Annotated in this window: 17 protein-coding genes; 16 read left to right on the forward strand and 1 reads right to left on the reverse strand. The window is 48.3% G+C overall.

Annotated elements, in window-relative coordinates; all coding sequences use genetic code 11:
* The first annotated feature begins 4 nt into the window (after positions 1-4).
* From AN618_RS05595 to AN618_RS05625, 7 genes are all read left to right on the forward strand, one after another.
* The gene (locus AN618_RS05595; protein ID WP_066353024.1) at positions 5-1756 is read left to right on the forward strand and encodes an NADH-dependent [FeFe] hydrogenase, group A6; all 1752 of its coding nucleotides are present in this window, start codon (positions 5-7) and stop codon (positions 1754-1756) included.
* Positions 1757-2010: 254 nt separating this feature from the next.
* Positions 2011-3327, forward strand: coding sequence for an electron transport complex subunit RsxC (gene rsxC / locus AN618_RS05600; RefSeq protein ID WP_066353025.1), 1317 nt, complete (start codon positions 2011-2013; stop codon positions 3325-3327).
* An 82-nt stretch (positions 3328-3409) separates the two neighbouring features.
* On the forward strand, positions 3410-4333 hold the full coding sequence (locus AN618_RS05605) for an RnfABCDGE type electron transport complex subunit D (RefSeq protein WP_066353027.1): 924 nt from the start codon (positions 3410-3412) through the stop codon (positions 4331-4333).
* Entirely contained in the window at positions 4330-4872 is a 543-nt protein-coding gene (locus tag AN618_RS05610) for an RnfABCDGE type electron transport complex subunit G (RefSeq protein WP_066353028.1), read from the forward strand. Before AN618_RS05605 ends, AN618_RS05610 begins: the two co-directional genes overlap by 4 nt.
* A complete protein-coding gene (gene rsxE, locus AN618_RS05615) occupies positions 4872-5486 on the forward strand; it encodes an electron transport complex subunit RsxE (RefSeq protein ID WP_066353029.1) in 615 nt (204 codons plus the stop codon). Before AN618_RS05610 ends, rsxE begins: the two co-directional genes overlap by 1 nt.
* Positions 5487-5501: 15 nt before the next feature.
* Positions 5502-6086, forward strand: coding sequence for an electron transport complex subunit RsxA (gene rsxA, locus AN618_RS05620; protein WP_066353030.1), 585 nt, complete (start codon positions 5502-5504; stop codon positions 6084-6086).
* A gap of 25 nt (positions 6087-6111) precedes the next feature.
* On the forward strand, positions 6112-7149 hold the full coding sequence (locus AN618_RS05625) for an RnfABCDGE type electron transport complex subunit B (protein ID WP_066353031.1): 1038 nt from the start codon (positions 6112-6114) through the stop codon (positions 7147-7149).
* A 66-nt stretch (positions 7150-7215) separates the two neighbouring features.
* Here the strand turns inward: AN618_RS05625 and AN618_RS05630 are convergent, their stop codons facing one another.
* Complete coding sequence (locus AN618_RS05630; protein ID WP_066353032.1) at positions 7216-7842, reverse strand: class I SAM-dependent methyltransferase; 627 nt, start codon at positions 7840-7842, stop codon at positions 7216-7218.
* Between the two features lie 157 nt (positions 7843-7999).
* On the opposite strand from AN618_RS05630, the gene AN618_RS05635 reads away from it, so the two are divergent.
* From AN618_RS05635 to AN618_RS05675, 9 genes are all read left to right on the forward strand, one after another.
* Positions 8000-8662: a corrinoid protein gene (locus AN618_RS05635; RefSeq protein WP_083515072.1), complete on the forward strand. Its 663-nt coding sequence runs from the start codon at positions 8000-8002 to the stop codon at positions 8660-8662.
* A gap of 11 nt (positions 8663-8673) precedes the next feature.
* Positions 8674-9702 (forward strand): MtaA/CmuA family methyltransferase, encoded by a 1029-nt coding sequence (locus AN618_RS05640; RefSeq protein ID WP_066353033.1) that lies wholly within the window; start codon positions 8674-8676, stop codon positions 9700-9702.
* Entirely contained in the window at positions 9692-9916 is a 225-nt protein-coding gene (locus AN618_RS05645) for a hypothetical protein (protein WP_066353035.1), read from the forward strand. Before AN618_RS05640 ends, AN618_RS05645 begins: the two co-directional genes overlap by 11 nt.
* 74 nt (positions 9917-9990) lie before the next feature.
* On the forward strand, positions 9991-10707 hold the full coding sequence (locus AN618_RS13690) for a uroporphyrinogen decarboxylase family protein (protein WP_066353037.1): 717 nt from the start codon (positions 9991-9993) through the stop codon (positions 10705-10707).
* Positions 10628-11293: a 2Fe-2S iron-sulfur cluster-binding protein gene (locus AN618_RS05655; protein ID WP_245628422.1), complete on the forward strand. Its 666-nt coding sequence runs from the start codon at positions 10628-10630 to the stop codon at positions 11291-11293. Before AN618_RS13690 ends, AN618_RS05655 begins: the two co-directional genes overlap by 80 nt.
* Positions 11257-11973 carry an ATP-binding protein gene (locus tag AN618_RS05660; RefSeq protein WP_083515074.1) on the forward strand — a complete coding sequence of 239 codons (717 nt, stop codon included), beginning with the start codon at positions 11257-11259 and terminating at the stop codon, positions 11971-11973. Before AN618_RS05655 ends, AN618_RS05660 begins: the two co-directional genes overlap by 37 nt.
* A complete protein-coding gene (locus AN618_RS05665; RefSeq protein WP_066353043.1) occupies positions 11970-12977 on the forward strand; it encodes a uroporphyrinogen decarboxylase family protein in 1008 nt (335 codons plus the stop codon). The genes AN618_RS05660 and AN618_RS05665 overlap by 4 nt, the downstream gene beginning before the upstream one ends.
* Positions 12978-13006: 29 nt before the next feature.
* Positions 13007-13936, forward strand: a complete 930-nt coding sequence (gene cysK, locus AN618_RS05670; protein ID WP_066353045.1) for a cysteine synthase A — start codon at positions 13007-13009, stop codon at positions 13934-13936.
* Between the two features lie 2 nt (positions 13937-13938).
* A complete protein-coding gene (locus AN618_RS05675; protein WP_066353047.1) occupies positions 13939-15087 on the forward strand; it encodes a bifunctional cystathionine gamma-lyase/homocysteine desulfhydrase in 1149 nt (382 codons plus the stop codon).
* The last annotated feature ends 63 nt before the right edge of the window (positions 15088-15150 follow it).

The raw sequence follows: 15150 nt of genomic DNA on the forward strand, positions 1-15150 counted from the left end.
TAATATGGAAATGGTCAATTTGACGATAGATGGCGAAAAGGTTCAGGTTCCGAAAGGTACAACCGTCCTTGAGGCTGCCCGAAAAATAGGCAAAAAAATTCCCACGCTCTGTTTTCTCAAAGGTATAAACGAAATCGGCGCGTGCCGAATGTGCGTGGTGGAAGTCAAAGGCGCGAGAGCCCTCCAGGCGGCCTGCGTTTACCCCGTATCGGAAGGCATGGAGGTGTATACCAACACCCCGGCGGTAAGGGAAGCAAGGAAGGTTACGCTGGAACTGCTTTTGTCCGACCACAATCTCGAGTGCCCGACCTGCGTGCGCAACCTGAACTGCGAACTCCAAAAACTGGCGGAGGAACTGGGAATAAAGTCGATTCGGTTTACCGGCGAAAAACACAAAGCGAAATACGATGATTTCTCACCGTCTATTGTAAGGGATACTTCAAAATGCATCCTGTGCCGCCGCTGCGTTAGCACTTGCCACAACGTGCAGGGCGTCGGGGTAATCTCGCCCAACCACCGTGGATTTGAGACTATGGTGGCTCCGGTTTACGACATGAGTCTGGCGGAAGTGGCTTGCGTAAACTGCGGCCAGTGCATACTGGCGTGTCCGGTGGGAGCTTTGAAGGAAAAGGACGATACCGACAAAGTCTGGCAGGCCTTGCAGGACCCCGAAAAGCACGTCATAGTGCAGATAGCACCGGCTGTAAGGGTATCCTTGGGTGAGGAATTCGGGCTAGGAAGGGGAGCCATAGTCACCAAAAAAATCCCGGCAGCCCTCAGGAGACTCGGTTTCGACAGAGTTTTCGATACTGATTTTGGTGCCGACCTTACAATAATGGAGGAAGGGCACGAGTTTTTGGAGAGGTTAGAGCATGGAGGGAAACTCCCCCTTATTACGTCCTGCAGCCCAGGGTGGATAAAATTCTGCGAGCATTACTACCCCGAGTTTTTGGAAAACCTGTCCACCTGTAAGTCGCCGCAGCAGATGTTTGGTGCCGTTGCAAAAACTTACTACGCTCAGAAGATGGGAATAGACCCATCCAAGATTTTCGTGGTGTCCATCATGCCCTGCACTGCCAAAAAGTACGAGTGCCAGCGGCCCGAGATGAGGTCCAGCGGATACCAGGATGTGGATGCGGTGCTCACCACCCGCGAGATAGCCAGGATGCTCAAAGAGGCCGGCATAAACCTTGCGGCGATGCCGGACGAGGAATTCGACGAGCCCCTCGGCATTTCCACGGGAGCGGGAGCAATATTCGGCGCCACCGGCGGGGTGATGGAAGCAGCTCTGAGGACGGTCTACGAAGTCGTGACAGGAAAGGAACTAGAAAATATCGAATTTACCGGCGTTCGGGGAGTGGAGGGGATAAAGGAGGCCGTCGTTGAAATAAACGGCATGAAAATAAAAGTGGCGGTTGCTCACGGCCTCGCGAATGCAAGAAAACTTTTGGACAGGGTAAAAAATAAAGAAGCTGAATACCACTTCATCGAAATTATGGCCTGTCCCGGAGGATGCGTAGGCGGAGGTGGCCAGCCGATATTGAGTGCCGACGAGCGATTTGATGTGGACTACCGTGCCATTCGCGGCAACGCCATCTATGAAGTAGATCGGAAGATGCCGTTGAGGAAGTCTCACGAAAATCCAGCGGTTCAGCAGCTTTATAAGGAATTTTTGGGTAAGCCGCTGAGCGAAAAATCCCACGAACTCTTGCACACTCATTATACGCCAAGGCCGAGATATCCGGAAGCCGAGTAAAAATAGCCCGGTGAGTTTCACCGGGCTTTTATCTTTGAATAATTAAATTGTCAGTATAAACTTAACAGGCGATAATTATATAATTATTATAGAAAAAAGCGTAATTTTGTTGTATAATTTTGATGAGCAGTTTAGCCTATTTTGTATACTTTGTACACTTTGTGAAAAAATTATTTTTTTTGCTTTAAAAGGGTTTGAGGAAAAAATGTAGAATTATTATTAGGTTTTTCTCATACCGGAGGGAGAGGTGAAGCATGTTAAAAACTTTTAAAGGAGGCATTCATCCTCCTTACAACAAGGAATTGACAAAGCACAAACCGGTGGAAAAGGCAAAACTACCGCAAAAAGTCGTCATTCCCATGAGCCAGCATGTGGGGGCGCCTTGCGAACCCGTAGTTAAAGTGGGTGACCATGTTAAAGTCGGCCAGAAAATCGGCGAGGCAAAAGCCTTTGTGTCGGCTCCAGTCCACGCTAGCGTCTCCGGGAAAGTGGTGGCTGTCGAACCGAGGCCCCACGCTAGCGGTGCGCATGTTTTGTCTGTCGTAATAGAGTCCGACGGCATGGATGAAGTATACGAAGGTGTAAAGCCGCCGAAACCTTTAGAAGAACTCACGCCCGATGAGATAAAAAATCTCATTCGGGAAGCAGGGATTGTCGGAATGGGCGGAGCGGGTTTCCCAACCCAGGTAAAACTTTCGCCGCCTGCGGATAAGAAAATCGACACGATAATCGTAAACGGCGCCGAATGCGAGCCCTATCTTACCGCAGATCACCGGCTCATGGTGGAAAGGCCCGAGGACGTGGTGCTAGGACTTCGGGCCATAATGAAGGCGACCGGGGTAAGCAAAGCTTTCATCGGAATAGAGGACAACAAACCCGATGCCATCGAAGCTATGAAAGAGGCTGTAAAAGGCTTTAGCGATATCGAGGTGGTTCCGCTTGCTACAAAGTATCCTCAGGGGGGAGAAAAGCAGCTGATAAACGCCATAACCGGTAGGGAGGTTCCGTCTGGAGGGCTTCCCATGGATGTCGGCGTAATAGTGGATAATGCCGGTACCTGTGCCGCTATTGCAAACGTTTTAAAAACCGGCATGCCACTTATCGAGAGGATAACGACGGTTACGGGGGCCGGAGTAAAAGAACCCAAGAATCTGCTGGCGAGGATAGGGACTCCTGTGGGAGAATTAATAGAGCAATGCGGCGGATTTGCGGGCGAGCCCGGCAAGGTCATCATGGGCGGGCCGATGATGGGGATTTCCCAATCTTCGCTGGAAGTGCCCGTGATGAAGGGAACGTCAGGGGTGCTGGTGCTTCAAAAATCCGAGGTGAAGGCTGTAGAGCCGATGCCTTGCATAAAGTGCGCAAGGTGCGTGGATGCATGTCCAATACATCTTTTGCCTACTTATCTTGCCAAATTCGCAGAAAGAGGCATGTGGGACGAAGCCGAGCGGTACCACGCACTGGATTGCATCGAATGCGGTTGTTGTGCCTATGTTTGCCCGGCGAATATTCCGCTTACCCAGCTCATCAGGCTTGCCAAGAACCGCATATTGGCTTCTAAAAAGAAGTAAAAGGTAATATAGTTTTATTGCGAAAACTTAAAACAAAAAGCACCGAACTGGTAAAAAAGCTTAAGTCAGGAGGTCTTTTCCGATGGGAGAATATAAGTTTTTGACCACGTCTTCTCCGCACATTCATTCTGGAGAAAGCGTGCAGAGAATAATGTTCAGCGTAGCCGGAGCGTTACTCCTGCCGACTATAGCCGGAGTTTACTTTTTTGGGATTCGAGCCCTCATCCTGGTGTTAACTACAACTTTGGCGGCTGTGGCCACTGAGGCTATCTTTCAGGTACTAAGGGGAAAGCCGGTAACCATTTGGGATGGAAGTGCTATCGTAACCGGAATACTTTTGGCACTTAACCTGCCGCCGGGATTGCCGCTTTGGATGGCAGTGGTAGGATCAGTCGTTGCCATAGGCCTTGGGAAGATGATTTACGGCGGATTGGGGATGAATCCATTTAATCCGGCACTGGTAGGGCGTGTCTTTCTTACCGTAACATTTCCCGTGCAGATGACCACCTGGATAAATCCCGTAGATGGTACGACGGGAGCTACACCTCTTGCACTTATGAAGATGCAGGGAATATCCACCGATTATGTTCGGCTTTTTATCGGAAATGTGGGAGGGTCCATAGGCGAGACCTCTGCTCTTGCGATCATACTTGGAGGGCTTTACCTCATCTACAGGGGTTATGTGGATTGGAGAATTCCGGCAAGCTATCTTGGCACCGTGGCGGTTTTATCATTTATCCTTGGGAAAGACCCGATATTTCACCTTTTGGCCGGAGGCTTGATGTTGGGAGCCTTCTTCATGGCTACCGATATGGTGACAACACCAGTGACAAAACTTGGAAGAATAATCTTCGGTATAGGAGCCGGAATTTTTGTTGTGCTAATTAGACTTTACGGAGGATATCCGGAGGGAGTTTCCTTCTCGATACTTTTGATGAACGCCTTTACTCCCATAATTAATAGGCTCACGATTCCCAGGATTTACGGAGAGGTGAAGACCAGGTGAACCAGTACGCAAGAATGATAGTTGTTCTTTTGATATTTTCGGTATTATCGGGTGCGGTCCTTGGTTTTTCCTATGAGATAGCAAATCCCAAGATTCAGGAACAGGCAAAGAAAGACCTGGAAGCTTCCATAAAAAACGTGCTTCCAGGAATAACGAAGTACGAGCAGGTGGAAAAAGAGGGCATTACCTTTTACATTGGCCTTGACGATCAGGGGAACAAAAAAGGGATAGCTTTTAAAGCTACGGGGCAAGGGTTCGGAGGACCCATCGAGATGATGGTGGGATATGATCCCAAAGAAGGAAAACTTACCGGACTCCAAATCCTTTCAATGTCAGAAACGCCAGGCCTCGGCGCCAGGATAAAGGAGCCGGCCTTTACGGAACAGTTCAAGGGCAAGTCCGTAAATGACCCGTTCATACCGAAAAAGGACGTTCAGGTTATTACGGGTGCAACCATATCACCGGCGGGAGTTGCCAGCGGAATAAAATCCGCACTGGAAAAGGTCACTAAAATATACCCGGTGGGAGGCGACTATTGATGTACCAGCTGGTTAAGGATTTCTTTAATGGTTTGTGGAACGAGAACCCCACATTCAGGATGATAATAGGTATGTGCCCCACGCTGGCGGTTACCACCGCTGCCATGAATGGCATAGCCATGGGTCTTGCTACGACCTTTGTCCTCATGTTTTCAAGTCTCTTGATCTCGCTGCTCAGGAACTTTATCCCGGCAAAGGTCAGGATACCGTGCTATATAATTGTCATAGCCACTTTCGTTACTGTGGTGGACCTTTTTATGGCGGGATATTTCCCGGCAATGTATAAAATCCTTGGCCTTTACATCCCGTTAATCGTGGTAAACTGTATAATAATGGCAAGGGCTGAGGCGTTTGCGTCAAAGGTGACACCGCTGAGGGCAATAGCCGATGCTCTGGGTATGGGTATCGGTTTCACCTGGGCTATTACCCTGATAGGAGCCGTAAGGGAGCTTATGGGTTCTGGCACCCTGTTCGGCTATCATGTGCTGAGCGAAAATGCAACCCACTGGGTCATAATGCTTCTGCCACCCGGTGCCTTTTTAACAATGGGTATTCTCCTCGGCATCATGAATGTGATCACGCGCAAAAACGTCAGGGATACCCAATGCCACTGATAGGGGGTGAATCGTGTGAAGGAACTGTTTTTTATAATAGCCGGGTCTGTGCTTGTTAACAATTTTGTGCTATCGAGATTCCTTGGAGAGTGCCCTTTTCTTGGTGTTTCCAGGAAGCTGGAAACCGCCGTCAGCATGGGTATTGCCACGACCTTCGTGCTGACAATGACATCGGTTGCAACCTATTTCATACAATTTTATATTCTGGAACCCTTTGGACTGTCCCGCTTTTTGCAGATCGTATCTTTCATACTGGTAATAGCCTCATTGGTACAGCTGGTGGAAATGGTCATATTGAAGACAAGTCCCGCTCTATACAAGGCACTGGGCATTTACCTGCCCCTTATAACCACCAACTGCGCGGTGTTAGGTCTTGCGCTGTTGATCGCTATAAAGCGTTACAACCTAATACAGAGCGTTGCTTTTGGGCTCGGGGCCGGTATCGGCTTTACGCTAGCAATGGCGTTAATGGCAGGGATTAGGGAGGAAATGGAGTTCGCCGATATTCCTGAAGCTCTGCAGGGAGCCGCTATCGTTTTAATAACGGCGGGACTATTGTCCATGGCATTTTTAGGGTTTTCAGGATTAATTCCGATGTAATAGTCGCGATGAGGAGGTGAAAGTCATGGCCAATGTTATACTTGTTTCAGTGCTTAGCATGGGAGGGCTGAGCCTCCTTTTGGGAGCGGGGCTTGCCTATGCGTCGAAAAAGTTTGCCGTCGAAACGGATCCGAGAGTTGATGAAATAAATGAAGTGCTGCCGGGAGCAAACTGCGGTGCCTGCGGCTACCCCGGATGTTCGGGCCTTGCAGGAGCTATAGTTGAAGGAAAGGCACCAGTCAACGCGTGTCTCGTGGGTGGGCCCGCCGTTGCGCAAAAGATAGCTGAGATTATGGGAGTTTCTGCCGTAGAAGATACGAAGGAAAAGAAGGTTGCAAGGGTATTATGCCAGGGTGGGATCAATGAAGCTAAATTCAAGGCGGATTATCACGGAGTAAAAACTTGCAGGGCCGCGGCCATGGTAAACGGTGGGCCTAAGGCGTGTCCCTTTGCCTGCATAGGATTCGGAGATTGCGCGAAGGTTTGTCCCGTAGGGGCCATTACGATGAGCGAAAACGGCCTTCCCGTAATAGATGAAGAAAAGTGCACGGGCTGCGGACTTTGCGTAAAAGAATGCCCAAAGATGGTGATATCCCTTTCGCCGGAGAGAAATGAAGTTCACGTGCGCTGCAGAGCCACCCTGAAGGGCAAGGATACCAGGGATGTCTGTAAAGTGGGGTGCATTGCCTGCAAGCAATGCGAAAAGGTATGTCCCTTCGATGCCATTCACGTGGTCAATAACGTGGCAGTAATAGATTATGATAAATGCCGTAATTGCATGCTGTGCGTCGAAAAATGTCCGACCAAGACCATTACTTCTCTTTTCCCAGCAAGGAAAAAAGCGGTTATAAACGATAACTGCATAGGATGTACCATCTGCGCAAAGAACTGTCCGGTAAACGCCATATCGGGCGAGGTAAAGAAAAAGCACGAGGTAAATCAGGAGCTTTGCATAGGCTGCAGCATCTGCGCTGAAAAATGTCCCAAGGATGCGATAGTGATGGTTCGCGAAAAATATAACAAAAACGGCGGCAGCTGTGGCGATTGCGCTGAGGCGAAATAGGTTTTAAAAAGCGGGAGGTTTCTCCTCCCGCTTTTACTTTTCTTTATTTTTGCTCTTCCGGGATGGCTACTCTTTGTTCGGAGATGCTATGATCATTTTAATGATATCGCTGGCTAGGTTTTCAGAGTATTCTATTTTCATGCCGGCTCTCAATATATTTTCTACTGTTTTTCTATTTATATTATCGCCGATCAAAAACCTCGGCAAGGGATTTAATAAATCCATCAAACGACCGGCCAGCGGCCTTTCGCTCCTTACATGCTCGATAAATAAAATTTTGCCCCCGGGCTTTGTCACCCTTCGCAGCTCTTTAAGGCCCAGGATAGGCTCCGGAACCGTGCAGAAGACGAAAGTAGATACCACTGTATCGAAGGTATCATCTTCAAACTGCAGCCTCTGGACATCCATTTCCATTATCTTTACATTTATCCCGAGTTTTTTAGCTCGTTTCCTTGCCCTTCTGAGCATAACAGGGCTGAAATCTATCGCTGTAATGTCGGCTCCCGCGGGGTAAAATTCCATATTGCTTCCGGTTCCAACACCCACTTCCAAAATCTTGCCTGAGGTTCCATCCCAGAGCCTTTTCCTCCACTTTCTCAATGTATGCCCGAAAAGGCCTTCTACTACTAAATCATACAAGGGGGCTATCCTTTCAAATCTGTGTTTTATCAATTCTGTCAGCAACCTGTCCATCAAAAAACTCCCTTATAGTTTCTTGTTTTTTTATCGATTATAAAACTGCTTTTTTTATAGGTCAATATATCTAAGCTTGACAAATGATTTGCGGTTTTATATTATTATAGTAAACCCTATTATTCATATCAAAATACTAGGAATTGGAGGGTCAAATTTGGAAACCGCAAAGTTATTAAAAACCATTGCGGATAGCGTTTTAAACATGGATGAAGAAGCTGCAGCAAACTACGTAAAACAAGCACTGGAAGCCGGCATAGATCCAATGGTAATAATCAACGAAGGCCTAATAGCTGGAATGAACCAAGCCGGGAAGCTGTTTGAAGAAAATGAGTATTTCGTGCCCGAACTGCTGCTTTGCTCTGACGCTATGTATGCAGGATTAAACGTGGTAACCCCACATATAAAAAGGGAAGAGAATCTATATTATGGTTCAGTCGTGATCGGCGTTGTGGAAGGAGATACCCATGATATTGGTAAGAATTTGGTAAAGGTGATGCTGGAAGCCTCGGGTTTTCGCGTATACGACCTGGGCAGGAATGTACCGGCGAAGACCTTTGTTGAGAAGGTAAAGGAAACCAGAGCAGACCTTCTGTGCCTTTCTACTCTAATGACGACAACCATGGGAGAAATGAAAAAAGTTATTGACTTATTGGAAGAGGAAAAGATCAGAGGTAATGTAAAAGTACTGGTTGGAGGTGGACCCGTTTCTTCTAGCTTTGCGCGGTCCATCGGTGCGGACGGATACGGTGAAAATGCTGCAGGGGCTGTAAGGGTTGCAAAAGAAGTGCTTGGCATACCTCAGACAAGGGCGTCGTAAGGGGGATAACTATGGCTCTCAGCGAAAAGACCAGGCTCATAAACGTGCTGGAAGGCAAACCGGTAGACCGGGTGCCAGTCATATGCCCCGGAGGTATGATGAATATGGCAGTCCTCGAGGTAATGATGGCGACAGGGTACGCATGGCCGAAAGCCCATCTTTACCCCAAGGATATGGCGATGCTTTCCCTGGGGGTGAGGGATCTCGCGGAGATTGAAAATGTGGGAGTACCCTTTTGTATGACTGTCGAAGCGGAAGCGATGGGTGCGCAAATTGATATCGGCACCGAAACAACAGAACCGCGGGTAGCAAGTTATCCAATTCAGCAAATTGAAGAATGGGAAAAGTTACCTTCACTGACTGAAAACCATTACAGAGTTTCGGTGGTTCTGGAGGCAATAAGCATACTGAAGGAGAGATGCCCGGAAACCCCAGTGATAGGAAACATTACCGGGCCCATAAGCCTTGCCACATCCTTGATTGAACCAATGGTGTTTTTCAGAGCCCTCAGGAGAAAACCAAAAGTCGCTCTTGATTTTCTCGATTTTGTCACCGAAAACTTGATAGTCTTTGCCAGAGCAATGCTCAAAGCTGGGGCGGATATAATAAACATCGCTGACCCCAGCGGTACCGGTGAAATCCTGGGCCCCGAGACTTTTTCAGAAGCTGTGGTGCCTTACCTCAACAAAATTACCGAGGCTATCCATGCTTCCTCAGGATACGCTATTGTGCACATCTGTGGTCGCTTATCGCCGGTGCTTCCCGAGCTTAAAAAATTAGAAGCGCCGGTTTTGAGCATCGACGCCGTTACCGCACTTCGGAAGGTGAAGGAAAACCTTCCCGAAAAGGTGATCATGGGAAACGTAAGCACTTACCTTCTGGGAAAAGCGGATCCTCAGAAGGTAGCTAAAGCTGCAAAAATGTCAATCAAACAGGGGGCTGGCATTTTAGCTCCTGCTTGCGGCATAAGTCCTCTAACGCCCTTGGAAAACATACGGGCAATGGCAAGGGTGGTGAAAGGAGATTACGGTGATTGCTAAAAAAGACAGGGTAAAGGCCGCTTTAGAAGGCCGGCTCCTTGACATGCCTCCCTGCGGTGAAATAGCTCTGATGGACCTATCTTTCGAGAAAAGGATGGAATTGCTCGGCGCTTTAAGAGCCGATTTGGTAGTGGTGCACCTTTACCCCGATTTCCCGGGAAATGAGAGATTCTACGCCGGTCTTGACGAGCTGAAATATTATAATATTATATAGAGCATACGGATTATTTTGTAATTGCTGGCCTGCCGGGGCTTTTCTGGCAGAGCATCGAAGAGATATCTCTTGAAGTGGCGGTCCGGCTGATTAAAAAAGTCCCGGAAAAATACTACCGGCTCCTGAAAAATATAAGAAAGTGGCGAGAAATGGTTTTGGAACGATTGGAAACCCTTGGTGTTGACGGGGTCTTCATTTTAGATGATTTGGCGGGGAAAAATGGGCCATTTATTTCGCCCGGTGATCTCAGGAAATTCATATTGCCTGAACTTGAGGAGCTTATCCGAATGGTAAAACAGATGGGCAAACCAATTTTTTTCCATTCCGACGGGAATATAAAACCCATTCTAGCGGATTTAATTGACCTGGGGGTTGACGTGATTCACGGGTTTGACGGGATGGATCTTGCAGGCTTAAAAGAGGTAAGGGAAATAATCGACGGCAAAGCGGCCTTTATGGGCAATTTTAGCCTGCACTTTAAAAATGATGACATAAAATCTTTGCTGGCAAACTTGAAAAGTGTGGCAGAACTTTTTGAAAAAACCGGCTACATCTTTTCTAGTGACGGCGGTTTTACACCCGGTGCCATTGAAAATCTGGTTTTACTTTACCAATATTTTCACCAGTGCTGGGAGGGGAAAAATGCTCGACGCACTTGTAACCGTAAGGCCTCATGGCATGAAAATAAAGGCAAGGGCTGGAGAAAACCTTATGGACGTGTTACGACGGGCCGGAGTGAAGATGGATTTTCCCTGCGGAGGGTGCGGAGCTTGCGGCAAATGCCGGGTTAAAATAATTTCAAAGGCAGAGCCACCAAAGGAGGAAGAGATAAAGCACATACCGGAATCTGAATTGAAGGAAGGTATACGTCTCGCCTGCCTTTTTAAGGTGAACTCCGACGTAGAACTGGAAGTGGCTTTCAAGGAAGAGGAGGCTAAAGTTTTAGAGCAAGGCATTATGACTAGTTTTGACATAGATCCGCCGGTAAAAAAGCGGCGGTTTTTAATAGAAAGTTCGCTAAAAACTTTGCCATTGGAAGATCAGCTGACCAGGGCAGTGGGTTTTCCAATAGAGCCTGAGTGCAGGCTGGAAGTGCTGCGGTTACTATCCCGGCGCTCGTCTGAAGAGGGGACGGCAGTAATAAAAAATGGCAGGATAGTCGGTATTGAAGACGGCGATACTACCGGCGAAATTTACGGTGCTGCCATAGATATAGGCACCACTACTGTAGTTCTGTCTCTGATAGATATGATAACAGGAAAAGAGCTTGCCGTGGTCTCCGCCCTAAATCCCCAGAAGGAATTTGGCCAGGATGTGCTGTCCCGCATTTCCCACGCAAAATGGTGGCATGTTCATGTGCTGCAGGACCTGCTCTAGAAGGGGTCAACATAAGCTGCGGCATGAGAGCAGCAAGCGGTGCCATCGATGAAGTGAAAATAGAAGATGATGTATTTGTAAGGACCATTGGCGATGAAAGACCCAAGGGAATATGCGGTAGCGGCATAGTAGACCTGGTGGCGGAACTTTTAAAGGTCGGTTTTGTAGAACAAAGCGGCAGAATGCTGCCTCCGGCTAAAGCGCAAAAAATCATAAGAGAAGATTTGGCTCGCCGCTTGGTTGAAAAAGGAACGTCCATAGCTTTTGTGGTGGCCTACGGCGGAGAGCATGGGGATGATGTTTATATAACAGCCCGGGATATCCGCCAGGTTCAGCTGGCTAAAGGGGCCGTTTGGGCGGGTATAAGGGCTCTCCTTAAGGAGAAAAGACTTTCGTCCAATGATATAGACCGGGTTTACGTGGCAGGAGCTTTTGGAGCTCACCTTCGCCCTCAAAGTCTTTCCCGAATCGGGATGATAGCTGCTGAATGGGAAGAGCGCCTGGTTTTTGCCGGAAACACCTCTAAAGGTGGAGCTTTAATGTGCCTGCTTTCGAGATCGGTGAGAGAAGAAGCAGAGAGGATAGCGCAAAAGGTAAGGTGCCTTGAACTTTCCACTTTGGAAGGGTTTGACCGCCTTTTTGCGGATAGCTTGAGATTTCCGGAAGGAGATAGGCCATGAACGGGAAACAAAGAGTTTTTAAAATGTTAAAGGGCGAGCGCATTCGGGCTTGCTCCGTTTTTGCTACCGAGTTCTGGGCTTTAAACCGGCGGGGCTACAGTTTAAAAAAGTTTTTGGAAGACCCCGATGGGATGTTGCCCTTGATTGTCCAAGAAGCCCAAAGTATCGATTCCGACATATTTTTCTTCTTGGCAGGGTTGACCTGCCTTCCTATGTTGGCCCTGGGTGCGAGGTATGAATTTCCCGAAAAGGGGGCGCCCTATTCCGAAACACCTATTGTAAGAGACCCGGGTGACCTTGAAGACCTCGACCTTGGGAAAATAGCCGTGGATGAGAGGGTGAAAAAAATCTGGGAAGTGGCGAGAAAATTAAGCCGGATTTTAAAAGACAAAGTGGTAGCAGTAAACGTAAGGGCGCCCTTTACCCAGGCGGCTCAGATGGTGGAGCCAGAAAATTTCATGAGGCTTTTGCATAAAGATGAAAAATACGTATTTGAACTCATTGAAAAATCAACTGAAATATTTATGGCATACGGGCTTCCATTTATCGAAAACGGAGTGGAAATGATCTATATTTCGGACCCCACTGCTTCGGGCGACCTTATATCCCGCAAGCACTTTGAAAAATACGTTTTACCTACCCTCAAAAAGGTAGTGTCGGTTATAAGAGAAAAAGGGGTTCCCGTGCTGCTTCACATCTGCGGGGATATCGGCGACCGCTTGGACCTTATCAGGGAAATCGGCCCGGACATAATGTCGGTCGACCACAAGGTGGACTTGCAAAAGGCCGGTGAGGTCTTGGGCGAGGAGATTTGCCTTGCCGGCAATGTGGACCCGTCAGAGGTAATGGAATACGGAAGCATGGAGGAAGTTGAAAGGAAGGCGCAAGAATGCATTGAGAAGGCCGGGAATCGAAAGTTTTTGCTCTTGCCAGGATGCGAGATTTCTCCTAATACACCGATAGAAAATATAAAGACATTCCTGACAGTCGGTCATGGTGCATAAAAAATTGCATTATAGGGGAGGTAATGGAAATGGTAGGACCGGTAGTCGACGATATAAAACAGCTCATAGGCAATACTCCTCTCTTAAGGATAACCCGTTTTCCAATTCCAGAAGGGATCAACATATACGCCAAGCTGGAGTACTTTAACCCGGGGGGAAGTGTGAAGGATCGGATAGGCATTTTTATGTTGGACGAAGCTGAAAAGGCGGGGGTTTTAAAGCCGGGTGGAACCATAATAGAGCCTACCGCGGGAAACACCGGTATTGGTCTTGCAATGGCCGCGCTGGGCAGGGGTTACAGGATTATATTTGTAGTGCCGGAAAAATTCTCCGTAGAAAAGCAGGAGCTTATGAAAGCCCTGGGTGCGGAAATTGTTCACACACCTACTGAGGCGGGCATGGAAGGCGCTATTGAGAAAGCCCTGGAACTAAGCCGACAAATAGACGGAGCCTTTATACCAAACCAATTCGAAAATATGGCAAACCCCATGGCTCACTACAAAACAACGGGTCCTGAGATTTACGAGCAGCTTGGGGGGAAGATAGACTATTTTGTGGCCGGGGTAGGGAGCGGCGGCACCTTTTCCGGTGTGGCCCGGTACCTCAAAGAGAAAAAACCGGCGATAAAAGCCGTAGCTGTAGAGCCCGAAGGTTCGATTTTGGGTGGAGGTCCGAAAGGACCGCATAAGACCGAGGGAATCGGTGTTGAATTTATACCGAAAACGCTGGATGTGAGCTTAATCGATGAAGTGGTCACTGTAATGGACGAAGATGCCTTTGAAATGGTGAAGGAACTCGCCCGCAGGGAGGGAGTGCTGGTGGGCAGTTCCTCGGGGGCGGCCTTTTTTGCGGCATATCAGATCGCGAAAAAAATAAAAGGTCCGGCCAATATCGTTACTATATTTCCCGATGGCAGCGAGAGGTACCTGAGCAAGAAAATTTACCAGGGGGGAATTTAACCGTGAAGCCCGATACAAAAGTTCTCCATACGGGTTTCGAAATGGATGTAAGGACCGGGGCTGTAAGCTATCCGATTTATCAGACCTCAACTTACAGGCAGGAAGGTCCAGGGGTACACATGGGGTACGAATATTCCCGCACTGGGAATCCGACTCGAGAGGCTGTGGAAAACATAATAGCGAGCCTTGAGGAAGGTATAAGGGGATTTGCCTTTTCTTCAGGAATGGCCGCCATATCGGCGGTACTATCGCTTTTTTCTGCAGGAGATCACCTGGTGGTCTCGGAGGACGTCTACGGAGGGACCTACCGGGTGTTGAGCAAAGTCTTTTCCAGGGCGGGCATTGAGGTTTCATACGTGGATACCTCGGAGGTAGCAAATATAGAAAAAGCAATCAAGGAAAATACACGGGCTGTATTTATTGAAACGCCTACCAATCCCCTGCTCAGGATAACCGACATAAAAGCCGTGGCCCAATTGTGCAAAGACCGGGAGCTTTTGCTCGTCGTCGACAACACTTTCATGACGCCTTATTGGCAAAAACCACTCGCGCTGGGGGCCGATATTGTGATCCACAGCGCCACAAAATATCTTGGCGGGCACAGCGACGTAGTGGCAGGCCTTGTGGCAGTGAAGGACCCTGACCTAGGGGAAAAGCTTCACTTCATCCAAAATTCCACCGGCGGCGTTCTAGGCCCCTTCGATTCGTGGCTTTTGATGAGAGGGATAAAGACGCTGGGAATCCGGATGGAGCGTCATGAAAAGAATGCAAACGAACTTGCCCGCTGGCTTGGTACCCTCCCGCAAGTAAAAAAAGTGTATTACCCGGGCCTTCCTGAGCACCCGGGCCATGAAATTCACAAAAATCAGGCCGGCGGGTTCGGCGGCATGATTTCCTTCGAGCTGGAATCGGGAGAAGTGGCCGAACGGATGGTGCGAAAATTAAAACTCATAACCCTGGCAGAAAGTCTTGGAGCTGTCGAGAGCCTTATAAGCATACCGTCTCTTATGACCCATGCCTCGATACCCGAAGAGGAGCGCGTGAAGCGGGGTATAAAAAACAGCCTGGTGCGGCTTTCTGTCGGCATAGAAAACGTGGACGATTTGAAAGAAGATATCCTGACGGCGATCCAACAAGCGGGAAATTTGTGAGGATTTTATGAGAATGCTCTATGCATAATTGACACTGAGAGGTAAATGTTATAAAATAAATGT

The organism is Fervidicola ferrireducens, assembly GCF_001562425.1.
In the GTDB taxonomy this organism is placed as follows: domain Bacteria; phylum Bacillota; class Thermosediminibacteria; order Thermosediminibacterales; family Thermosediminibacteraceae; genus Fervidicola; species Fervidicola ferrireducens.